This window comes from Massilia sp. Root418, assembly GCF_001425265.1.
In the GTDB taxonomy this organism is placed as follows: Bacteria; Pseudomonadota; Gammaproteobacteria; order Burkholderiales; family Burkholderiaceae_D; genus Rugamonas.
Map to the genome: position 1 here is coordinate 562,566 of NZ_LMEC01000022.1, position 21,533 is coordinate 584,098.

The window sequence follows — 21,533 nt, forward strand, 5'->3', positions numbered from 1 at the left end:
GCGCGCCATGAAAGCCCCGACCTTCCTGCTTCTGCTGGTGTGCTGCGCGCAGCCGGCGCAGGCCGCGCGCGCGCCAGGCGCCGCTCCAGCGGCCACAACCATAACCACGGCCGCGGCCACGGCCACGGTCCCAGCCCCGGCCGGCCCTGCCGCATCGTCCAGCGCCGCTGCCGCTGCTGCGCCGCGTGGGGCGCCCGCAGCCGCCGTACCGCAACGGGCCGCTGCGGAGGTGCCTGCCGCCCGAACAGCGCTGCCCGCCAACGACGGGCCGCGCTGTTCGGGCGACATCCCGCCGCAGCACAGCATGGCGCTGCAGCCGGGCAAATCGACCTTGCTGCGCCTGCCCGAGGCGGTGGCGAGCCGCAGCATAGGCAACCCGGCCGTGGCGCAAGCCATGCTGGTGGCGCCGGACACCCTGTATTTGGCGGGGGTGGACATCGGCAGCACCAATATGGTGGTGCAGCTCAAGAGCGGCAAATGCAGCCTGGTCGACCTGGTGGTGGGCATGGACGTGGCCGGCCTGCAGGCCACGCTGGCGCAGCTGATGCCGCATGAGAAAAATATCCGCGTCACGGCCGCGGCCGATGCGCTGGTGCTGAGCGGTACGGTGGAGGACGGCGCCACCCTGCTCAACGTGCTGGAGCTGGCGCATGCCTATGTGCGCCGCCCGGTGCAGGCGCTGGCCAGCCCGCGTGCGCCGGAAGACAAGGCGCCGCAGGCCGCGACCGTGGCGGCGGCGCCGGCCGGCGCGGTGCCGGCCGTGGCCGGCCTGAGCCTGAGCCGGGTGGTCAATCTGCTGTCGGTGACCGCGCCGCAGCAGGTGATGCTGGAGGTGAAGATCGCCGAGGTGTCCAAGACCCTGCTCGACAAGCTGGAGGCTGGCGTGATGCTGCACTACGCCGGCGGCGGCTGGGCTGCCACGGTGCTGTCCAATTTCCTCACCGGCACCGCGGGCAGCCGGCTCGACGTGGGCAAGGGCGACAAGCGCCGCTTCACGCTGGACGCGGAGCGCAAGGACGGCCTGGTGCGCATCCTCGCCGAGCCCACGGTGATGGCGATCAGCGGCCAGGAAGGCAGCTTCCTGGCCGGCGGCAAAATTTTCATCCCGGTGGCGCAGGAGCGCGACAAGGTCACCCTGGAGGAAAAGGAATTCGGGGTCGGCCTGCGCTTTACGCCCACCGTGCTGGCGGGCGGGCGCATCAATTTGCGCGTGGCGCCGGAAGTGTCGGAGCTGTCGCGCGAAGGGGTGGGCATTTCGGCCAATGGCTTCAACGGCGGCGCCATCCTGCCGCTGATCACCACGCGCCGCGCCACCACCACGGTGCAGCTGTACGACGGCCAGAGCTTTGCCATCGGCGGGCTGATACGCAACACGCAGAACACCAGCGTCAAGGGCGTGCCGCTGCTGGGCGAGCTGCCGGTGCTGGGCGCGCTGTTCCGCAGCACCGATTTCCAGCATGACCGCAGCGAGCTGCTGTTCGTGATCACGGCCCACCTGGTCAAGCCGCTGCCGCCCGGCCAGCCGCTGCCCACCGGCGGCATGGCGCCGCCCGAGCGCGGCGAACTGTTTCTGGGCGCCCGCCCGCAAGGAGCACAGCCATGAAGCCATGCATCAAGCCGCGCGGTTCCCGTACGTTGCCAGCGCTGCCGGCCCTGCTGCCGGCCATGCCGCCTGTCCTGTTGCCGGCATTGCTGGCCGCGCTGCTGTCGGGCTGCGCCGCCGGGCGCGCGCCGCAATCCGCCGCAGCCGCGCCGCCACCGTTCGGCAGCGTGACCCGCGCCGCGCTGGCGCAGCAGATAGCCCATCCGGACGCGGCCCGCCAGGCCCAAGCCAGGGGGCAGGGCGAGGCGGCCGGCATGGACGGCCGCGCAGCCGGCCAGGCGCAGGGGCGCTACCAGAAGAGCTTCGGCGAGGCCGCGCCGCAGCAAAGCAGCTTCACCATCGGCGTGAGCGGCGCAAAATGACACGCCGGGCCCGCCCCATGCACTGCGCGGACGCCCGCCAGCGCGGCGCGCTGCTGATCGTGTTCGCGCTGCTGCTGCCGGTGGCGCTGGGCGCGGCCGGCGTGGCGCTGGAACTGTCCCTGGTCTACCAGCGCAAGGCCCAGCTGCAAAATTACGCCGACGCGGTGGCGCTGGCGGCCGCGCGCTCGCTCAACGGCACCACCGCCGGCGTGAACGACGCAGTGCTGAAAGCCGCCACGGCGGCCGCCGACCAGGCCGCGTCCGGTGCGGCGATGACCTGGAGCCCGGACGCGCTGAGCTTCAGCGCCGCGCCGGATGCGGCCGAGGCGGATTGGCGCAACGCGGCCGCAGCGGCCGCCGCACCGGCCGGCCTGGCCTACGCCAGGGTCGATACCCGCGAGCTGGACATGGCGCCGGTCAGCAGCGCCTTCCTGGCCCTGGTGGGCGGCGCGGCGCCGGTGTCGGCAGCCGCGCGCGCCGTGGCGGGACGCGCGGGCACCAGGGTCACGCCGCTGGCGGTGTGCGCCATGGGCGATCCCACGGCCACGCGCAGCAACCCCGGCGGCGGCACCGGCACCGGCGGCGGCGCCACGGAACTGCTGCAGTATGGCTTCCGCTTCGGCGTGTCCTACAACCTGCTCAAGCTGAACGCCGCGAAGAACACGGTCACGCCGGAGTACTTCCTGGTCGACCCCATCCAGCAGGGCGGCGGCGGCCCGGGCGGGGCCGTGGATCACACGGCCGACGCGGTGCTGGCGCCGTTCATGTGCAGCGGAACGGTGCAGCTGCCGCGCGTGACGGGCGCCACGCTCAGGCTGCGCCGGCCGGCCAGCTTTACGCTGGGCGGCCAGCTCAATTCCCGCTTCAGCGCGTACGGCACTGGCGCGCTGGCCTGCCTGCCGGCCAACGCCCCGCCCGATACCAATGTGCGCGAATACAACAGCACCGGCAGCTGGATGGCGCCGGCGCCCGCCGCCGCCAGCGCGGCGCCCGCTGCGGCCGACAGCGACCAGCCCTACAACACGGTGGCGGACCGCGCCATTGCGCCGGACGCGGCGTCCTACGGCCCGCTGTGGGCCTACGGCACGGCGCGCCAGGCTGCGGGCGGCGGCGCCATCAGCCGCAACCGCTGGCCGGCCCTGTATCCGGTTGCCACCGGCCAGGCACCCACCGCGCCGGCCTACGGATCGGGCACGCCGTACACGCAAACCACCGTGGCCAATTTCCTGGCGCCCACCGAGCCTGGCCTGGCCCTGCGCCGCATCCTGGTGATCCCGCTGGTGAGCTGCCCGGTGCCGCCGGGAGCGGACACCCAGGCGCAGGTGCTGGCGCTGGCGCAGTTCTTCATGATGGAGCAGGCCGGCGCGGCCGGCGTGCGCGGCGAATTTGCCGGCGTGGCCGACGAGAGCACGCTGGCCGGCGCAGTGGAGCTGTACCGATGAAGGCGCGGCTTCCGCAGCGCTGCTTCGCGCGCGGCGTGGCTGCCCTGGAGGCGGCGCTGACACTGGGCCTGGCGGCGTTCATGGTGCCCTGCCTGATCGTGCTGGGCAACGTGCTGCGCCAGCGCCTGGTGCTGGAAACGGTGGCCTACCAGAGCGCGCGCCAGCTGGCCGTGCTGCCGCGCCCGCAAATGTCGAAAAGCGCGGGCTACCAGGAAGCCGAGGCGCGCATACGGGCACAAGCCATGGCGGCGCTGGGCGGCGCCGGGATAGACACGTCCGAGGTGACCTTCCTGGCCGATTGCCCGCGCGGCTTTTGCGGCAGCGCCAGCCTGCCGCAGCAGGTGCAGGTGCGCCTGGTGGCCACGGTACACGCCAGCGCGTGGGGCCCGGCGGTCGGCTGGCTGATCGGCTCGCAGGGACTGGAACTGCGGGCCGTGGCGGTGCTGCGCTATGAAAACTGAACGCCGCCGCGATGCCGGATCGATGCTGGTCGAGATGGCACTGGTGCTGCCGTTTTTTCTGCTGTTCATGTACGGCCTGCTGGAGTGCGCGCGCCTGGTCTTCCTGTGGAACACGCTGCAGGAAGCCACGCGCGCCGCCGCGCGCGCCGCCGCCGTCACCGACTACACCGATGCGGCGGCCATGCAGGCGCTGCGCCGGCGCGCGCTGCTCCGCCCCGGCGGCGGCGCCTTGCCGATGGCGTCCCAGCTCGACAGCAGCTACCTGCGCATCGAGTACCTGTGGCAGGACGCGGCTGGCGCGCTGCAGCCGGTGGCCGCCGCCGCGCGCGCGCCGTGCCCGGCGCTGAACCGGCTGTACTGCCTGCGCAATCCGAACGGCAGCGACTGCATCCGCTACGTGCGCGCCAGCGTGTGCAGCCCGGACGACGCGGCCAGCTGCCAGCCCGTGCCGTTCCAGCCCCTGCTGCCCCTGCCTCGGGTGGACTGGCGGGGCCTGGCCTTGCCGTCTTCGGCCAGCACCGCGCGCGCCGAAGCGCTGGGGTATCAGCCGGGCAGCGCGCTGTGCGCCGCGCCTGCCCCGCCGCCTGCCTGATACGGCGCGCCAACAACGATGGAAGCTTGCGAAGGAATGCCTATGAAAGCCTTGATGATAAGCCGGGACAGCCAGCTGCACGCCGAAGTGGCGGCGCAGGGATCGGCCCGCATGCCGGCGGTGCAGGTGGTGGCCACGCGCCAGGGATTGCGCGACGCGGTCGAACGGGTGCTGGCCGAGCCGCCCGATCTGGTGGTGTTCGACGCCAGCGACGTGGCGCCGGAGGAGGCCGAGCTGGTGGAGCGCCTGGGCAAGCACTATCCGCGCGCCTCCTACATGATGCTCACGCGCGAGCCGCAGCAGGACCTGCTGATCCGCGCCATGCGCGCCGGCATGCGCGAGGTGCTGCCGCTGCCGCTGGTGCACCGCGCCTTCCACGAGGCCATGGACCGCATCGAGATCGAGACCGGCGTCGCCCATATGCGCGACGGCAAGGCGCTGGCCTTCATCTCCTGCAAGGGCGGCAGCGGCGCCACCTTCCTGGCCACCAATTTCGGCTACGCGCTGGCGGTGCTGGCCGAGCGCAAGGTGCTGCTGATCGACCTGCACGGCCAGTTCGGCGACGCCACCTTGTACGTGTCCGACCAGAAGCCGGCCATGACGCTGTCGGACATCTGCGCCCAGATCGGGCGCATGGACGGCGCGTTCCTGGACTCCTGCCTGGTGCACGTGACGCCCAATTTTGGCGTGCTGGCCGCGGCAGACGATCCGCACCAGCTGTCCGACATGAAGCCGGACCACATGGACGCCATCCTGCGCGTGGCGCGCCAGCACTACGACTACATCGTGCTGGACGTGGGCCGCCAGATCGACGCCATCTCGCTGCGCGCGCTCGACAGCGCGGACGCCATCTATCCGGTGCTGCAGCTGGCGCTGCCGGACATCCGCGACGGCCGCCGCCTGCTCGACATCTTCCGTTCGCTCGGCTATCCGGGCGAGCGGATCCGCCTGATCGTCAACCGCTACGAGCGCGGCGGCAAGCTGCGCCTGGCGGACCTGGAGCAGGCGCTGGGCGCGGAGGTGATGCACACCGTGCCGAACGACTATTTGTCGGCCACCGACTCGGTGAACCAGGGCGTGCCGCTGCTGCAGCTCTCGCGCAGCAGCCCGGTGGCGCGCAGCCTGGCCGACCTGGTGGAAGTGGTGACGGCGCGCCGTATCCCGGAGAGCAAGGGTTTGTTCGACCGCCTGTTCGGGCGCAGCGACGCCGAACTGTGACAGTCCATTCAAGGAGAGCGACATGAGTTTGCGGGAACGCCTGGCCAGCGGCGACGAGCCGCGCGGCAGCAGCAACGTGGTGGGCTTGCAGCCGGGGGCGATGGGCAGCCTGCCCGACGCCTCCTACCAGGAACTGCGCAAGACCATGCACCAGACCATACTGGACCGCATCGACCTGGAGCGCCTGAAGCGCCTCACGCCGGAGCAGTTCAAGCACGAGCTGGCGCTGCTGGTGCAGCGCGTGATCGAGGACGAGCGCATCGTGCTCAACCAGCAGGAGCGGCACCGCCTGGTGCTCGACATCCAGCACGAGATGCTGGGCTTCGGGCCGCTCGAACCGCTGCTGGCCGATGCCGGCGTGTCCGACATCCTGGTCAACACCTGGTCCAAGGTCTACGTCGAGCGCGCCGGCCGGCTGGAGCTGACCGGGGTGACCTTCCACGACAACGCCCACCTGATGAAGATCATCGAGAAGATCGTCTCGCGCGTGGGCCGCCGCATCGACGAGTCGAGCCCCATGGTGGACGCGCGCCTGCCGGACGGTTCGCGCGTTAACGCCATCATCCCGCCGCTGGCGATCGACGGCCCCATGCTGTCGATCAGGCGCTTCGCGGTGCAGCCGCTGACGGTGGCCAACCTGCTGGCCTACAAGAGCGTCACGCCGCCCATGGTGCAGGTGCTGGAGGCGCTGGGCCACGCCAAGATCAACATCCTGATCTCGGGCGGCACCGGCAGCGGCAAGACCACCTTGCTCAACGTGCTGTCCGGCTTCATCCCCGGCAGCGAGCGCGTGGTCACCATCGAGGACGCGGCCGAGCTGCAGCTGCGCCAGCCGCACGTGGTGCGCCTGGAGACGCGCCCGCCCAATATCGAGGGCAAGGGCGAGGTGACGCAGCGCGCCCTGGTGCGCAACGCGCTGCGCATGCGGCCCGACCGCATCATCCTGGGCGAGGTGCGCGGCGCCGAGGCGGTGGACATGCTGCAGGCCATGAACACCGGCCACGAAGGCTCGCTGGCCACCATCCACTCCAATACGCCGCGCGACGCGCTCTCGCGGCTGGAAAACATGGTGGGCATGGCCGGGCTGACACTGACTCCGCGCGCCACCCGCCAGCAGATCTGCTCGGCCATCACAGTGGTGATGCAGGTGTCGCGCCTGACGGACGGCGCGCGCAAGCTGGTCAGCCTGCAGGAAATCACCGGCATGGAGGGCGACATGATCGCCATGCACGAGATCTTCCGCTACGAGCAGACCGGGGTGGACGGCGACGGCAAGGTGCAGGGGCAGTTCCGCGCCACCGGCGTGCGGCCGCGCTTCGCCGACCGCCTGCGCCTGTTCGGCGCGGCCGTGCCGGACAGCGTCTTCGACCCGGACAAGATCTACGAATAGGCGCGTGGCGGCCTCAATTTATCTGGAGACGCATATGGACCTGGTGTTTTCCTCTTTCGTAGTGCTGCTGTTCGCCGCCGTGATCCTGCTGATCGAGGGGGCGTGGCTGTGGTGGTCGGGCACCCACGGCGGCGGCGCGCGCCGCATCGCGCGCCGGCTGGAACTGATGGCCGCGCGCGGCGACGACGGCGGCCTGGGGCCGCGCGTCACCATTCTCAAGCAGCGCCGCTACAGCCATGCGCCGTGGCTGGAGCAGCTGCTGCGGCGCGCGCCGCTGCTGCCGCTGGCGGCGCTGCTGGACCGGCTGCTGCTGCAGGCCGGCCTGGGCTGGAGCGTGGCCCGCCTGCTGGGTGCGCAGCTGGCGCTGCTGCTGGCGGCGGCGCTGCTGCCGCCGCTGGCCGGCTTGCCGCGTCCGGCGCAGCTGCTGGCGCTGGCCGCTGCGGTAGTGGGGCCGGCGCTGCTGCTGTACCGGGCCCGCAGTGCGCGCCTGGCCAAGCTGCAGGAGCAGCTGCCGGAGGCGGCCGATTTCCTCAGCCGCGCGCTGCGCGCCGGACACTCCTTTGCCAACGTGCTGCACATGGTGGGCAACGAAATGCCCGAGCCGATCGGCCGCGAATTCCGCACCGCCTACGAGGAGATCAACTATGGCGTGCCGATGAACGAAGCCTTGCACAACCTGGCCGCGCGGGTGCCGCTGACCGACCTGCGCTACCTGGTGATTGCGGTGTTGATCCAGCGCGAGTCGGGCGGCAACCTGGCCGAATTGCTGGGCAATATCTCGCGCATGGTGCGCGCCCGCCTGCGCCTGCTGGCGCAGATCCGCGTGCTCTCGGCCGAGGGGCGCATGTCGGCCTGGATATTGGGCCTGCTGCCGCTGGGGACCATGGCGCTGATGTCGCTCACCAGCTACCAATACATCAGCCAGCTGTGGACCGATCCGGCCGGCGTGAAGCTGCTGTGGTACGGCGCCGGCGCCATGCTGGGCGGCCTGCTGTGGATGCGCCAGCTGATCAGGATACGCATATGAGCGCCGCGCAGCTGGACCTGAACCACCTGCTGTTCCTGGCGGTGGTATTCCTGGCGGTGCTGCTGGTGGCGCTGGCGGCCATGCTGCTGTTCGCGCCCGGCGCACTGCGCCAGCGCCTGGCCGCGCACGCGCTGCCCGAGGGCACGGCCGAGACGCCGTCCGGCTGGGTGGAGCGCGCCGCCAAGGTGGCGCAGCCGTTCATGCGCCTGTCGCTGCCGGAGGAGGGCTGGGAGCGCTCGCCGCTGCGCACGCGCTTCATGACGGCAGGCTGGCGCCACGCATCGGCGCCTACTTTCTACTTCGCCGGCAAGAGCGTGCTGGCGCTGCTGCTGCCGGCGCTGGTGGCCGGCCTGAAGGGCGGCACCATGGGCGGCGGCTGGCTGTACTTCCTGCTGGGGGCGGCGGCCGTGGGCTATTACCTGCCCAACGCGCTGCTGGCGCGCACCGCCGCGCGCCGCCAGCGCGACATCTTCGAGCATCTGCCCGATGCGCTGGACTTGCTCACGGTGTGCGTGGAGGCGGGCCTGAGCCTGGAGCGCGCACTGGCCAAGGTGGCCGGCGAAGTGCACATCAAGAGCGTGGTGCTGGCGCAGGAACTGCAGCTGGTGCTGATGGAGATGCGGGCCGGCTTCAGCAAGGAGAAGGCCTTGCGCAACCTGGCCTTGCGCAGCGGCGTGGAGGATGTGGATACGCTGGTGGCCATGCTGATCCAGTCCGAGCGTTTCGGCACCAGCATGGGCGACTCGCTGCGGGTGCATGCCGAGAATTTGCGCAGCAAGCGCAGCATGCTGGCCGAGGAAGCGGCCGCGAAGATCGCGCTCAAGCTGCTGTTCCCGCTGATCTTCTGCATCTTCCCCACCCTGATGATGGTGCTGCTGGGGCCGGCCATGCTGCAAATGTCCCGCGTGCTGCTGCCCGCCGTCGGCGGGCGCTGAGCCTGGCCTAGTTCCAGGCCACGCTGCCCAGGCCGCGCGCGCTGGCGCTGCGGTTGGCCGGCTTGCCGTACACGGTGGCCGAACCGAGGCCGCTCAGGCGCAGGTTGGCGCTGGTTTTGGCGTACACAGTGGCGCCGCCCAGGCCGCTAAGGTCGACGTCCACACTGTCGGCGCGCAGCTGCTGCGCGTCCAGGCTGCCGATGCCGCCCAGCTTGGCGTTCAGGTTCTTGCTCTGGCCGCTGACCACCATCTGGCCGGCGCCGCGCAAATCGATGCCCACCGTGTCGGACTCGCCGGCGTTCACGTGCATGCTGCCCACGCCGGTCAGCCTGGCGTTCACGGTGCGGTAGCGCGAGGTCAGGTTGACGGCGCCCGCGCCTTCCAGCGCCACGCGCATCTCGTCGCCGGTGAACCCGCTCACCTCGGTCGAGCCGACGCCGGCCGACACCAGTTCGCGCAGGTTGGGCAGGGTCAGTTCGGCGCGCAGGTTATGGCTGTGCATTTGCACGCCGCGCAGTTCGGTGCCGATGCGCAGCGTGTCGCCGCTCTGCACCACGGTGACTTTTGGCAGGTAGCGTTTGTCGCCGGTGACCACCAGCGACGCGGTCGGGCCTTGTTTCACGCTCAGGCTGATCACGCCGTCCAGCACCACCTTCACGGCACGCGCGTCGATGCTGCGGCTTTCGCTGGCCAGTTCCTGCGCTACCGCGGCGCCGTGCGTCGCGTACAGGGTGACTGCCATCATCGTGGCGCTGATAAAGTTGTTCATTGCGTGCTCCGTGTGGTGGTCTGCGTGGCGTGGCGTGGCGATTAATTGGCGAGCGCGGCTTTTTCGGCAGCGCTCAGCCGTTTGGCGGTAATCGTCACGACCTGCATGGGAGCGGCCTTGGCGACGGTGACGGTGACGGGAGCCGGTGCGGTGGCTGGCACGGCTGCGGTGGCGAAGCTTGCAACGCCTGCCAGGGCGACGGTGGCGATGAAGATGGCTTCCATGTTTTTTGCGATGTTCATGATGTGCTCCTTGTCTGGTGGGGTGCTGCGTTTGTGTTTGCGTTTGCGATGAGTGAACTATAGATAAACCCAAGGCACCACTCCACCGGAGTGCGACGAACTGCCGAATCGGCGACATGAACTGCAAAAATGCGAACCCGGGCGCTCAGATCAGCGCGGCGATGGCTTCCCCCATGGCCGTGGTGCTGGCCGTGCCGCCCATGTCCGGCGTGCGCGGGCCCTGCACCAGCACGGTCTCGATGGCGCGCATGATGTCGTCGTGCGCCGCCTGAAATGCGGCCTGCCGCTGCGCGTCGCCCTGGCCGAGGAAGTCCAGCATCAGCGCGCCGGACCAGATCATGGCCACCGGATTGGCGATGTTCTTGCCGGCGATGTCGGGTGCCGAACCGTGCACCGGTTCGAACAGCGAGGGGAAGGCGCGCTCCGGGTTCAGGTTGGCCGACGGCGCAATGCCGATGGTGCCGGTGCAGGCCGGGCCCAGGTCGGACAGGATGTCGCCGAACAGGTTGGACGCCACCACCACGTCGAAGCGCTCGGGGCTGAGCACGAAGCGCGCCGCCAGGATGTCGACGTGGTACTGGTCCCAGCGCACGTCGGGGTAGTGCCCCGCCATCTGCTTCACGCGCTCGTCCCAGTAGGGCATGCTGATGGCGATGCCGTTGGACTTGGTGGCCGAGGTCAGGTGCTGCTTCGGGCGGCTCTGCGCCAGCTCGAAGGCGTACTTCAGAATGCGGTCCACGCCCTTGCGGGTGAACACGGCTTCCTGCAGCACCGTCTCGCGCTCGGTGCCTTCGAAGATGCGACCGCCCACGGACGAGTATTCGCCCTCGGTGTTCTCGCGCACCACGAAGAAATCGATATCGCCCGGCTGCTTGTTGGCCAGCGGGCAGGGCACGCCCGGCATCAGCCGTACCGGGCGCAGGTTGACGTACTGGTCGAACTCGCGCCGGAATTTGATCAGCGAGCCCCACAGCGAAACATGGTCGGGCACCGTGTCCGGCCAGCCGACTGCGCCGAAGTAGATCGCGTCGTAGTCTTTCAGCTGGGCGAACCAGTCGTCCGGCATCATTTTGCCGTGCTGCGCGTAATACTGGCAGTCGGCCCATGCGAAGGTGGTGAATTCCAGGGGCAAACCGTGCTTGCCGGCGGCCGCCTGCACGGCGCGCAAGCCCTCCGGCATGACTTCCTGGCCGATGCCGTCGCCGGCGATGACTGCGATGCGGTGTGTTTTCATGAGGGACTCCTCCTGTTGGTGTGTGTGCAGCATAGCGTTAATCTGCGGCGCTATAATCGGCTGATTCGTAATCCCGGCGTACACATATCGTGAACAATCAACCTCTGCTGGCAGACCTGCGGCTGTTCTGTACCCTGGTGCGCGAGCGCGGTTTCGCCGCCGCCGCGCGGGCGCTGGGCGTGTCGAACGCGTACGTGAGCAAGCGCATTGCCTTGCTGGAGCAAGCCTTGCAGGTGAAGTTGCTGCACCGGACCACGCGCAACGTCACGCTGACCGAGCAGGGCGGAGTGGTGCACCAGTGGGCGCTGCGCATCCTGGAGGACGTGGACCAGATGCGCGACGCGGTGTCGAGCGAGCGGAGCGCGCCCAGTGGGCTGCTGCGCATCTGCACCAGTTCGGGCTTCGGCCGCAACCGCGTGGCGCCGGCCATCTCTGCGCTGGCGCTGCGCTATCCGGCGCTGGAAGTGCAGCTGGAACTGCTGGACCGGCCGGTGGACTTGATCGGCGAAGGCTTTCACCTCGATATCCGCGTGGGCGAGGCGCATGAGCCGCACCTGATGTCGCGGCGCATTGCGGCCAACCAGCGCGTACTGTGCGCGGCGCCGTCCTACCTGGCGCGGCATGGCGCGCCAGCCTCGCTGGCGGAACTGGCGCGGCACCACTGCATCGTCATCCGCGAGCGTGACCAGGGGCATGAGCAGAATGCCGGCCGCTGGCAGCTTACCGGGCCTGGCGGCGTGGAATCGGTGAAGGTGCGCGGGCCGCTATCGGCCAGTAATGGCGAGATTGTGCACCAGTGGGCGCTGGACGGCCATGGCATCATCTTGCGTTCGATCTGGGATGTGGGGCCGGCGCTGGCGCGCGGCGAGCTGCAGCGGGTGCTGCCGGGCTATGCCCAGCCGGCGGACGTGTGGGCGGTCTATACGTCGCGGCTGTCCACCTCGGCCAAGGTGCGGGTCTGCGTCGAGTTTATCGAGCAGTGGCTGAACGGTTGACCAGCCCTGCGGCACCTGCGCCTTACTCCGCCAACTCTTCGACCTTGGCCGAGCGCATCCAGGTCACCAGCGGGTAGGCGTCCTTCAGGCCGTTGGCGATCAGGGGCAGCAGCAGGTCGGGCTTGTTCAGGTCCAGCTTCATCTCGGTCCACACGAAAAAGCTCTTCAGCTTGATGAATTCGATGTGCTCGTGATCGGCGTCGAAGCCCTTGGGCGGGCGCTGCAGCTTGCCCTCGTCCTGGATGGTGCCGTAGCGCGCCTTCAGGGCCTTGTTCTTGAGCGCTTTGGAGAAGCCGGCCGCATCCTCCACCATGTGCTTGCGCAGGGCCCTGGTGCGCTCGGGCGGCGGCATGTATTCGCCGGCGCCGAACAGCAGCCGGCCCTCGCCGTCCAGCTGGAAGTAATAGGTGGGCCCGCCGGCCTTGGACGGGCGGCGCATGTCGTTGGGCGCGATGGCGGCCGAGAAACGCGTCTTGTACGGGCTCTTGTCGTGGGCGAAGCGCACGTCGCGGTTGATGCGGAACATGGCTTTCTTCGGATTGCAGAACTTCACCGCCGGATCGAACTTGCCCAGCTCGATGATCACCTGGGTGACCAGTTCCAGGAATTCTTCGCGCAGGATGTCGTAGCGCGGCTTGTTCATGATGAACCAGGGGCGGTTGTTGTTGTCGGCCAGTTCGGTGAGGTAGTTCTTCAGGTCGCGCAGGTGCATGTCGGATGGGAGAGTGATTTAGCGTGAAACCGGGCGCTTGCCCACGGTAATGGCAAGGTCCGTCTCGCGGCTCTTGCGCAGCACCCGCATTGTAGCTTTTTCCCCCGGCGGCAGCTGGGCGATCAGGTTCAGCATGTCGTTGGTGTCGTTCACGGTCTTGCCCTCGACCGACAGCAGGATGTCGCCCGGCTTCATGCCGCCCTGGTCGGCCGGGCCGTTGCGCACCACGCCGGCGATGATGGCGCCGCTCTGCACCTTCAGGCCGAAGCTGTCGGCCAGCTCGGGCGTGATTTCCTGCGATTCCACGCCTATCCAGCCGCGCACCACGTGGCCGGAGGTGATGATGGCGTCCATCACGTTCTTGGCGGTGGAGACCGGGATGGCGAAGCCGATGCCCACCGAGCCGCCGGTCTGCGAATAGATGGCCGAGTTGATGCCCAGCAGGTTGCCGCTGGTGTCGATCAGCGCGCCGCCCGAGTTGCCGAAGTTGATGGCGGCGTCGGTCTGGATGAAGTTCTCGAAGTTGTTGATGTGCAGATTGTTGCGCCCGAGCGCGGAAATGATGCCCATGGTGACGGTCTGGCCCACGCCGAAGGGGTTGCCGATGGCCAGCACCACGTCGCCCACCTTGGCCTGCTCGGCGTGGCCCAGCACGATCACCGGCAGCTTGTCCAGGTCCACCTTGATCACGGCCAGGTCGGTTTCAGGGTCGGTGCCCACCACCTTGGCGGCCGCCTTGCGGCCGTCGGCCAGCACCACCTGGATCTCGTCGGCGGCGTCCACCACGTGGTTGTTGGTGAGGATGTAGCCCTGCGGGCTGACGATCACGCCCGAGCCCAGGCTGGACTGGTCGTCCTCGTCGCCGTCCCGGTCGCGGTCGCCGAAGAATTTCTTGAAGAAGGGATCGCGCGTGAGCGGATGCTTGCGGCGCGGCGCCTTGGTGGTGAGCACGTTGACCACGGCCGGCATGGCTTGCGCGGCCGCCGCGCGGTAGGAGCCGGGCGAGGGCGCGGCGTTGTTGAGCAGGGCGCTGCGGGCGGCGCCGGCGGCCGGCAGGGACGGCGCGCGGGGCCCGAGGCCCGGCAGTCCGGGCCAGTCCGGCCGCATGGCGCTGTAGACGAAGTACAGCGCCAGGACCACGGTCACCGCTTGTGCAAACAATAACCACAGTCGTCGCATGATACCGTCCTAAACGTTGCCGCCGGGCGGTGCGTGCCGTCCGGCTTATTTTTTCAGCGCGTCGCGGATTTCGCGCAGCAGCAGGATGTCCTCGGCAGTCGGCGCCGCCGCTTCCGCCGGAGCGGGTTCGGCCTTGCGGGCTTTCTGCAGCACGCGCACCATCTGGAAGATGATGAACGCGAGGATGATGAAGTTTAACAGGATGGTCAGAAAGTTACCGTACGCCAGCACCGCGCCCAGCTTCTTCGCTTCCGCCAGGCTCAGGTTGGCGGCCTGGCCGTTGAGCGGCAGGTAATAGTTGGCAAAATCCAGCCCGCCGATCAGCTTGCCGATCGGCGGCATGATGATGTCCTGCACCAGGGAATCGACGATCTTGCTGAAGGCCGCGCCCACGATCACGCCGACCGCCAGGTCGACCACATTGCCCTTCATGGCGAAGTCTTTGAATTCCTGCATCATGCCCATGGTGTCCTCCTTGCTATGTTGTATAGCTGATCATAACGTGTTTTTTAGCAACTGGTCGATAGTTTGCGACGATCGCCATGGGGCGGAATTTAGACAAATGCAACGTTTCGCTTTAAAACGGTTTTGGCTTCACCTATAATCTAAGGTTGCTGGAAGCTTGGTTGACGCATAATAACTATTTCGCAATTTGATGATTGGGGTTTGGTATGAGTAACGATAAGCAGGTCGATTCTGGCCGTCGTGGCTTGATCGCCGCAACATGCGCGGCAGGTGGCGTGGTAGGACTGTCCACTGCCGGTGTCCTGGTAAGCACCTTCCAGCCGTCCGAGCGAGCGAAAGCGGCAGGCGCTCCAGTCGAAGTTGATATCTCCACGCTGCAACCGGGCGAAATGCGCACTGTCGAGTGGCGCGGCAAGCCGGTCTGGATCCTCAAGCGCACCCCCGAGATGGTGGCATCGCTGAAAAAGACCGACGGCAAGGTGGCCGACGCCGACTCCAAGCGCAACCCCGAAGAATTCACCCCCGAATACTGCCGCAACGAACACCGCTCCATCAAGCCTGAAATCCTGGTCGCGGTGGGCATCTGCACCCACCTCGGCTGCTCGCCATCGTCGAAATTCACCCCGGGACCGCAGCCTTCGCTGCCGGACGACTGGGAAGGCGGCTTCCTGTGCCCATGCCACGGCTCCACCTTCGACATGGCCGGCCGCGTCTACAAGAACAAGCCTGCGCCGGATAACCTGCAGGTTCCGCGTCACATGTATCTGGGCGACACCAAGCTGGTGATCGGCAAAGACGAGAAAGGCGAGGCATAAACCATGGCAGCGTTCAAAGAGACCAAACTCCCCGCCAACGCCCCGGCTGCGCAAAAGGCGCTGGGCTGGGTGGACGACCGCTTCCCGCTGTCCAAGCTGTGGAACGACCAGTGGGGCAAGTACTACGCCCCGAAAAACTTCAATTTCTGGTACATCTTCGGTTCGCTGGCCATGCTGGTGCTGGTGCTGCAGATCGTCACCGGCATCTTCCTGACCATGCACTACAAGCCGGACGCCAACCTGGCCTTCGGTTCGGTGGAATACATCATGCGCGAAGTGCCGTGGGGCTGGCTGGTACGTTATATGCACTCGACCGGCGCCTCCGCCTTCTTCATCATCGTCTATCTGCACATGACGCGCGGCCTGCTGTACGGTTCCTACCGCAAGCCACGTGAACTGATCTGGCTGTTCGGTTTCGCCATCTTCCTGTGCCTGATGGCCGAGGCCTTCTTCGGCTACCTGCTGCCATGGGGCCAGATGTCGTACTGGGGCGCCCAGGTGATCGTCAACCTGTTCGGCGCCATTCCGCTGATCGGCCCCGACCTGTCGCTGTGGATCCGCGGCGACTACGTGGTGTCCGACGCCACCCTGAACCGCTTCTTCGCCTTCCACGTGATCGCCATCCCGCTGGTCCTGCTGGGCCTGGTTGCCGCCCACCTGATCGCGCTGCACGAAGTGGGCTCATCCAATCCGGACGGCATCGAAGTGAAGGAAAACCTGGGCCCGGACGGCCACCCGGTCGATTCCATCCCGTCGCACCCTTACTACACCGTGCACGACCTGTTTGGCGTGTCGATCTTCCTGCTGATCTTCAGCACCGTGGTGTTCTTCGCGCCTGAAATGGGCGGCTATTTCCTGGAATACAACAATTTCCTGCCGGGCGACTCGCTGAAGACCCCGCTGCACATCGCGCCGACCTGGTACTTCACGCCGTTCTACTCGGTGCTGCGCGCCACCACCGCCGACTTCATGTGGGTGCTGATGGTGGCCGTGGCCGCCTACGTGGCCTTCCTGTGGCTCAAGTCGCGCCTGGCGTTCACCACCAAGGCCATCATCGCCGTGGTGGCGCTGGTGGCCATCGTCGGCATGCTGCCGTCGGTGCTGGACGCGAAATTCTGGGGCGTGGTGTTCTTCGGCGGTTCCGTGGTAATCCTGGCCTTCCTGCCGTGGCTGGACCACTCGCCGGTGAAGTCGATCCGCTACCGTCCGGACTGGCACAAATACGTGTACGCCGTGTTCGGCCTGTCCTTCATCACGCTGGGCTACCTGGGCACCCAGCCGCCCAGCACCGTGGGCACCATCGTGTCGCAAGTGTGCACGCTGTACTATTTCTTCTTCTTCCTGCTGATGCCGTGGTGGAGCGCGATGGGCCAGTTCAAACCTGTGCCTTCCCGCGTGACTTTCCATCCGCACTGATCCGCCGACCACAGCTCAAGAGGACTAGATATGAATTTTGCAAAGAAACTGCTCGCGATCCTGGCGCTGCTGCCGGGCCTGGCCCTGGCAAGCGAAGGCGGCCACCCGCTGGACAAGGCGCCGGACCGCTCCACCAACATGGCTGCGCTGCAAAATGGCGCCAAGTTGTTTGTGAACTACTGCCTGAACTGCCATAATGCGTCTTCGATGCGTTTTAACCGCCTCAAGGACCTGGGCCTGACGGAAGAGCAGATCAAGGGCAACCTGTTGTTTACCGGCGAAAAAGTGGGCGAAATGATGACCACGGCCATGCCGGCAAAGGATGCCAAGGCCTGGTTCGGCGTGGTGCCGCCAGACCTGTCGGTGATTTCGCGCGCCAAGGCAGGCCCCGGCGGCAGCGGCGGCGACTACCTGTACACCTATCTGCGCACCTTCTACAAGGATGACACCCGCCCGAACGGCTGGAACAACCTGATGGTGGCGAACGTGGCCATGCCGCACGTGTTGCATGAACTGCAAGGCGTGCAGGTGGCCAAGTTTGTCGAGGAAAAAGATCCGCACGATGCCAGCAAGGTCGTGCACAAGTTCGCCGGCTTCGAGCAGGTCAAGCCCGGCACCATGGACAAGCTGACCTTCGACACCAACGTGGCGGACCTGGTCGGCTACATGGAGTGGATGGCCGAACCGGCCGCGCAGACCCGCAAACGCCTCGGCGTGTGGGTGCTGATTTTCCTGACCGGCTTCGCGCTGCTGGCCTGGCGATTGAACGCATCGTACTGGAAAGAGGTCAAATAAGTGAGCATGCCGGCCCCGGGCCGGCTATGTTGTTTTGTGCGCCGCCCGCGTGGCGGGCGCGTTCTGGGGTGAGCCGTTCGCGGCTGCATCCCATTTTGTTTCTAAGGAACTACAAAAATGATGGTTCTCTATTCGGGTACAACCTGCCCATTTTCGCAACGCTGCCGCCTGGTCCTGTTTGAAAAAGGCATGGACTTTGAAGTGCGCGACGTCGACCTGTTCAACAAGCCGGAAGACATTTCCACCATGAACCCGTACGGCCAGGTGCCCATCCTGGTCGAGCGCGAGCTGATCCTGTACGAATCGAACATCATCAACGAGTACATCGACGAGCGCTTCCCGCACCCGCAGCTGATGCCGGCCGACCCGCTGATGCGCGCGCGTGCCCGCCTGATGCTGTTCAACTTCGAAAAAGAACTGTTCGTGCACGTGCACACGCTGGAAAGCGAGCGCGCCAAGGCCAACGACAAGAGCCACGACAAGGCGCGCGCGGAAATCCGCGACCGCCTGACCACGCTGGCGCCGCTGTTCCTGAAGAACAAGTACATGCTGGGCGACGAGTTCTCCATGCTGGACGTGGCCGTGGCCCCGCTGCTGTGGCGCCTGGACCATTACGGCATCGAGCTGTCGAAGACCGCCGCGCCGCTGATGAAATACGCCGAGCGCATCTTCTCGCGCCCGGCCTACATCGAAGCGCTGACGCCGTCCGAGAAGGTCATGCGCCGCTGATCATGTCCGAGATTTCCACCAAGCCCTACATGCTGCGCGCCATTTACGAATGGTGCACCGACAGCGGCTACACGCCTTACCTGGCCGTGAAAGTCGACGCCGCCACCACGGTGCCGATGGAATACGTCAAGAAGGGCGAGATCGTGCTCAACATCAGCTTCGGCGCCACCTCCGGGCTGAAGATGGACAATGACAGCATCCGCTTCCACGCCCGCTTCGGCGGCGTGTCGCGCGAGATCTACGTGCCGGTGAACAATGTGATGGCGATCTACGCCAACGAGAACGGCCAGGGCATGGCCTTCGAGCCGCAACTGGGCGGCTACGACGACGCCCCGGCCGCCTCGGCGCCCGCGCCCGCTCCGGCGCCGCTGGCACCGGTGTCCGCCGCGCCTACCCTGGCCCCTGTGCCGACCCCGGCGCCGCAGCCGCGCCCGGCCGGCACCGACGGCGGCGACGGTCCGGATGGCCCGGACGGCGGCGGCGAGCCGCCCAAAAAAGGCGGCGGACGCCCCACCCTCACGCGTATCAAATAGCGTATAATCTTCGCGCAACGCCGACTTAGCTCATTTGGTAGAGCAGTTGATTTGTAATCATCAGGTGGCCAGTTCGAAACCGGCAGTCGGCACCAGATACGACAAAAAGCCCAGCCTTCATGGCTGGGCTTTTTGCATTGGCGGGCGTCTTTCTTGTATCCGCGTGTGTCCGGCGGGGCGCTGGACACATGCCGACTTCCTGCGCGCCGATCGCGACACAAGCGCGATACACGCAGCCGGTGTAATGGCTGCATGGAATCGATATCCGATCCGGTCAACGCAGAAAAAGGACACGCCAATGAAAACCGTACACACCATGATGGCAGCAGCAGTGATCGCCGGCAGCGCGCTGATGGCGCAGGCCGCGCAGGCGCAAGTGCAGATGCAGGGCTTGAAGCGCACCGACATCCTGAAGAGCGACTTCAGCGTCCCCGGCCGCGAAGTGCTGCAGGTGCGCGTCGATTTCGCCGAAGGCGTGGAATCGCCCAAGCACGCCCACCCCGGCGAGGAGGTCGCGTTCGTGCTGGAAGGCACGCTGGAATACCGCATCGAAGGCAAGCCGCCCGTTACGCTGAAGGTGGGCGACGCCGTCTTCATCCCGGCCGGCGCCATGCACGTGGCCAAGAACGTCGGCCCTGGCAAGGCGTCCGAACTGGCCACGTACCTGGTGCAAAAGGGCCAGCCGCTGGCTACCTTTGCCAAATAGGCGACGCCCCTGGCCTGCCGCGCTGCACAATGCTTGACTTCCATGCTGAAAGATGTCATTTTTATATGATAAAAATGACATCTTCGCCAAAGGAAGAACATGGGGCGCATTGTTGCTGACTATCCGAAACCTGCCAGCTGGCAGGATTTTGACCGCTTGAGCCGCAGTCTGATGTCGGCGGTCCACGGCGTGAAATTTGAGCGCTGGGGACCGCAGGACCGCCGCGAGCACGGCGCCGATGCCTGGGCCAGGCTGCCGAACGGCAAGGTGATGGTGTTGCAATGCAAGGGCCGCAGCCGCAGCTTCGGCAAGTCGCTCAGCATCGCCAACCTGGACGCGGCGGTGCGCGAGCTCGACGGCTTCCCGCATCCGGTGGAGGAGCTGATCATCCTGACCACCACCCCCGAAACCGTCGCGCTGCAGGACCGTGCCGACGACCTGACCGAGCAGCGCGCGAAAGCGGGGCTGTCGCGCGTGTCGGTGCACGGCTGGTACAGCATCGGCAGCCTGATCGCGCAGAACGAAGCGGCGCTGCAGGACTATTTCAAATCCCGCCGCCGTGTCTGGCACCGCCTGCGCTGGCTGGCGGTGGTGGTGCTGGCTGTGCTGGCCGTGCTGCTGGCCAGCTTCGCCTTCCTGCCGGGACTTAAGTTATTTTGATGATCTGCGGTTTGCGGGTCTGGTCACTGCAGAACACAAAGCCTTGCAGCTGCCTGGACCAGCGGAACTTCGACCAGGCGCCGTTCTGGGCCGCTTGCAACTGAGCCTGGCCCCCCACATCCTTATCCCAGTGCTGTACCGTGACCGTGCTCCACGTCCACGGGTTGGTGGCCGGATTGGTGGCGGGGGGCGTCAGCTTCACCAGCTCAGGCGGCGACTTGGACTGATCCAGGCCGAACATGGCACCCAGCTCTTCCACCCATTCCAGGCCCATCGTATCGGGCCGGTGGAAGTTAAGGCCGCCGCCGTCGTACCCGCCCAGTAGCGCAGGAACCGTGCCCAGCGTGGTGTTGCGCGTCACTGTGCCGGTAGCCAGGTTTCGGATGTGCAATGTTCGGTAGGAGCCATTGGCATACGAGCCGTTGATATAGCCGCCGTCCACCGCTACCAGCAGATTCAGTTTAGGGCAAAGCGCGAGTACGCCATTGGACAAATTGCCGCCCAAAGCAGGGTACTGGGTGACCTCGCCGCTCTTGCTGATGAACAGCGTATAGTCGACCATACCGGTTACGGATGCCCACCACCCCTGGCGCTGTTCGTCAATCACCGTGATCGGGTAGTTGCCGCCAGCTCCGCCGGCCGAGAACCGGATTTCGCTTGGCACGGCGTTTTGCGGCTGGCGCGTGGCCAGCTTGCTATAGCCCAGCTGTGCGCGCGAAACATCGATCAGCTTCACCCGGTTGGGGAAGCGGGAACCGCCCCAGAAGAACGACACCAGCGTTCCTTTCGGTGCCCCGCCCCACGCCGCAGGCATTTCCTGCAGACCAAGATAGCTGTGAGGATTGTAGGGCGTGCCGTCGGCTGCGTAGCCGTTCGCGTCAAAGCTCCCCGCTGCGTTGCTTTGCAATGGCACGTTGGCTGTTTTCCATGTCAGCGTAGTGAAGTCGCAAATCAGTGTGAACTGCAGGTTAGGCAAGCCGGGAGAGGACTCGTGGCCCGCCGAATAGTACACCTGAGCGCCGTAATCCCCATAGTCGCGCAGGATCGCGCTGCCGCCCCAGATGACGAAGGGCGTGTTCATGATGTAATTGTCGCGGTTGTATATCGACGGCGTGACACTCATTGGTGTGTTGGTCATCGGCACGTCGGCGAAATACCCGGCTGGCGGTACCCATGCCGGCAACACCGGACGTGCGACGGGATTGGCAGCCACGGAAACCGTGAAGGCGTTGGACGATGCTTGGCTCATAACT

General features: G+C 66.8%; 24 protein-coding genes and 1 tRNA gene. 18 read left to right on the forward strand and 7 right to left on the reverse strand.

The window, feature by feature from the left end; all coding sequences use genetic code 11:
* The first annotated feature begins 7 nt into the window (after positions 1 to 7).
* The 9 genes from ASC94_RS23035 to ASC94_RS23075 are packed head-to-tail and all read left to right on the forward strand — an operon-like array spanning position 8 to position 9,030.
* On the forward strand, positions 8 to 1,603 hold the full coding sequence (locus tag ASC94_RS23035; RefSeq protein WP_082616769.1) for a type II and III secretion system protein family protein: 1,596 nt from the start codon (positions 8 to 10) through the stop codon (positions 1,601 to 1,603).
* On the forward strand, positions 1,600 to 1,965 hold the full coding sequence (locus ASC94_RS23040) for a hypothetical protein (protein ID WP_056401159.1): 366 nt from the start codon (positions 1,600 to 1,602) through the stop codon (positions 1,963 to 1,965). The genes ASC94_RS23035 and ASC94_RS23040 overlap by 4 nt, the downstream gene beginning before the upstream one ends.
* Entirely contained in the window at positions 1,962 to 3,407 is a 1,446-nt protein-coding gene (locus ASC94_RS23045) for a pilus assembly protein TadG-related protein (protein ID WP_082616770.1), read from the forward strand. Before ASC94_RS23040 ends, ASC94_RS23045 begins: the two co-directional genes overlap by 4 nt.
* Complete coding sequence (locus ASC94_RS23050; protein WP_056401164.1) at positions 3,404 to 3,868, forward strand: hypothetical protein; 465 nt, start codon at positions 3,404 to 3,406, stop codon at positions 3,866 to 3,868. The genes ASC94_RS23045 and ASC94_RS23050 overlap by 4 nt, the downstream gene beginning before the upstream one ends.
* Positions 3,858 to 4,460, forward strand: coding sequence for a TadE family protein (locus ASC94_RS23055; RefSeq protein ID WP_082616771.1), 603 nt, complete (start codon positions 3,858 to 3,860; stop codon positions 4,458 to 4,460). Before ASC94_RS23050 ends, ASC94_RS23055 begins: the two co-directional genes overlap by 11 nt.
* A gap of 42 nt (positions 4,461 to 4,502) precedes the next feature.
* The gene (locus tag ASC94_RS23060) at positions 4,503 to 5,678 is read left to right on the forward strand and encodes an AAA family ATPase (protein WP_056401175.1); all 1,176 of its coding nucleotides are present in this window, start codon (positions 4,503 to 4,505) and stop codon (positions 5,676 to 5,678) included.
* Between the two features lie 22 nt (positions 5,679 to 5,700).
* The gene (locus ASC94_RS23065; protein ID WP_056401177.1) at positions 5,701 to 7,068 is read left to right on the forward strand and encodes a CpaF family protein; all 1,368 of its coding nucleotides are present in this window, start codon (positions 5,701 to 5,703) and stop codon (positions 7,066 to 7,068) included.
* A gap of 34 nt (positions 7,069 to 7,102) precedes the next feature.
* A complete protein-coding gene (locus tag ASC94_RS23070; protein ID WP_056401179.1) occupies positions 7,103 to 8,095 on the forward strand; it encodes a type II secretion system F family protein in 993 nt (330 codons plus the stop codon).
* Positions 8,092 to 9,030, forward strand: a complete 939-nt coding sequence (locus ASC94_RS23075; protein WP_056401182.1) for a type II secretion system F family protein — start codon at positions 8,092 to 8,094, stop codon at positions 9,028 to 9,030. The genes ASC94_RS23070 and ASC94_RS23075 overlap by 4 nt, the downstream gene beginning before the upstream one ends.
* A gap of 7 nt (positions 9,031 to 9,037) precedes the next feature.
* Here ASC94_RS23075 and ASC94_RS23080 read toward each other — a convergent pair whose 3' ends face one another.
* From ASC94_RS23080 to ASC94_RS23090, 3 genes are all read right to left on the reverse strand, one after another.
* On the reverse strand, positions 9,038 to 9,799 hold the full coding sequence (locus tag ASC94_RS23080) for a GIN domain-containing protein (protein ID WP_056401184.1): 762 nt from the start codon (positions 9,797 to 9,799) through the stop codon (positions 9,038 to 9,040).
* Between the two features lie 41 nt (positions 9,800 to 9,840).
* Positions 9,841 to 10,041 carry a hypothetical protein gene (locus ASC94_RS23085; RefSeq protein ID WP_056401187.1) on the reverse strand — a complete coding sequence of 67 codons (201 nt, stop codon included), beginning with the start codon at positions 10,039 to 10,041 and terminating at the stop codon, positions 9,841 to 9,843.
* Positions 10,042 to 10,186: 145 nt separating this feature from the next.
* Positions 10,187 to 11,275, reverse strand: a complete 1,089-nt coding sequence (locus ASC94_RS23090; RefSeq protein ID WP_056401189.1) for a tartrate dehydrogenase — start codon at positions 11,273 to 11,275, stop codon at positions 10,187 to 10,189.
* An 89-nt stretch (positions 11,276 to 11,364) separates the two neighbouring features.
* Here ASC94_RS23090 and ASC94_RS23095 point away from each other — a divergent pair, with 89 nt between their 5' ends.
* The gene (locus ASC94_RS23095) at positions 11,365 to 12,270 is read left to right on the forward strand and encodes a LysR family transcriptional regulator (RefSeq protein ID WP_056401194.1); all 906 of its coding nucleotides are present in this window, start codon (positions 11,365 to 11,367) and stop codon (positions 12,268 to 12,270) included.
* A gap of 22 nt (positions 12,271 to 12,292) precedes the next feature.
* Here the strand turns inward: ASC94_RS23095 and ASC94_RS23100 are convergent, their stop codons facing one another.
* From ASC94_RS23100 to mscL, 3 genes are read right to left on the reverse strand one after another with little or no spacing between them, the layout of a single operon-like run.
* Entirely contained in the window at positions 12,293 to 12,982 is a 690-nt protein-coding gene (locus ASC94_RS23100) for a DUF2461 domain-containing protein (RefSeq protein WP_056401200.1), read from the reverse strand.
* Positions 12,983 to 13,000: 18 nt separating this feature from the next.
* A complete protein-coding gene (locus ASC94_RS23105) occupies positions 13,001 to 14,161 on the reverse strand; it encodes a S1C family serine protease (RefSeq protein WP_056401202.1) in 1,161 nt (386 codons plus the stop codon).
* A gap of 45 nt (positions 14,162 to 14,206) precedes the next feature.
* The gene (gene mscL / locus ASC94_RS23110) at positions 14,207 to 14,626 is read right to left on the reverse strand and encodes a large conductance mechanosensitive channel protein MscL (RefSeq protein WP_056401210.1); all 420 of its coding nucleotides are present in this window, start codon (positions 14,624 to 14,626) and stop codon (positions 14,207 to 14,209) included.
* Positions 14,627 to 14,832: 206 nt separating this feature from the next.
* Here mscL and petA point away from each other — a divergent pair, with 206 nt between their 5' ends.
* The 8 genes from petA (at position 14,833) to ASC94_RS23150 (ending at position 20,280) form a co-directional block, all read left to right on the forward strand.
* Entirely contained in the window at positions 14,833 to 15,441 is a 609-nt protein-coding gene (gene petA, locus ASC94_RS23115) for a ubiquinol-cytochrome c reductase iron-sulfur subunit (protein WP_056401212.1), read from the forward strand.
* Between the two features lie 3 nt (positions 15,442 to 15,444).
* Positions 15,445 to 16,857 (forward strand): cytochrome bc complex cytochrome b subunit, encoded by a 1,413-nt coding sequence (locus ASC94_RS23120; protein WP_056401214.1) that lies wholly within the window; start codon positions 15,445 to 15,447, stop codon positions 16,855 to 16,857.
* 30 nt (positions 16,858 to 16,887) lie between these two features.
* A complete protein-coding gene (locus ASC94_RS23125; protein ID WP_056401215.1) occupies positions 16,888 to 17,652 on the forward strand; it encodes a cytochrome c1 in 765 nt (254 codons plus the stop codon).
* Positions 17,653 to 17,769: 117 nt separating this feature from the next.
* Positions 17,770 to 18,381 carry a glutathione S-transferase N-terminal domain-containing protein gene (locus tag ASC94_RS23130; protein WP_050409980.1) on the forward strand — a complete coding sequence of 204 codons (612 nt, stop codon included), beginning with the start codon at positions 17,770 to 17,772 and terminating at the stop codon, positions 18,379 to 18,381.
* A gap of 2 nt (positions 18,382 to 18,383) precedes the next feature.
* Positions 18,384 to 18,914 (forward strand): ClpXP protease specificity-enhancing factor, encoded by a 531-nt coding sequence (locus ASC94_RS23135; protein WP_056401218.1) that lies wholly within the window; start codon positions 18,384 to 18,386, stop codon positions 18,912 to 18,914.
* A 19-nt stretch (positions 18,915 to 18,933) separates the two neighbouring features.
* Positions 18,934 to 19,009 (forward strand) — tRNA-Thr (locus ASC94_RS23140).
* Positions 19,010 to 19,212: 203 nt separating this feature from the next.
* Entirely contained in the window at positions 19,213 to 19,620 is a 408-nt protein-coding gene (locus ASC94_RS23145) for a cupin domain-containing protein (RefSeq protein ID WP_056401222.1), read from the forward strand.
* 156 nt (positions 19,621 to 19,776) lie between these two features.
* Positions 19,777 to 20,280, forward strand: coding sequence for a hypothetical protein (locus ASC94_RS23150; protein ID WP_157201551.1), 504 nt, complete (start codon positions 19,777 to 19,779; stop codon positions 20,278 to 20,280).
* Here the strand turns inward: ASC94_RS23150 and ASC94_RS23155 are convergent.
* Positions 20,267 to 21,529: a hypothetical protein gene (locus ASC94_RS23155; RefSeq protein ID WP_056401229.1), complete on the reverse strand. Its 1,263-nt coding sequence runs from the start codon at positions 21,527 to 21,529 to the stop codon at positions 20,267 to 20,269. The genes ASC94_RS23150 and ASC94_RS23155 overlap by 14 nt on opposite strands.
* Positions 21,530 to 21,533: the final 4 nt, after the last annotated feature.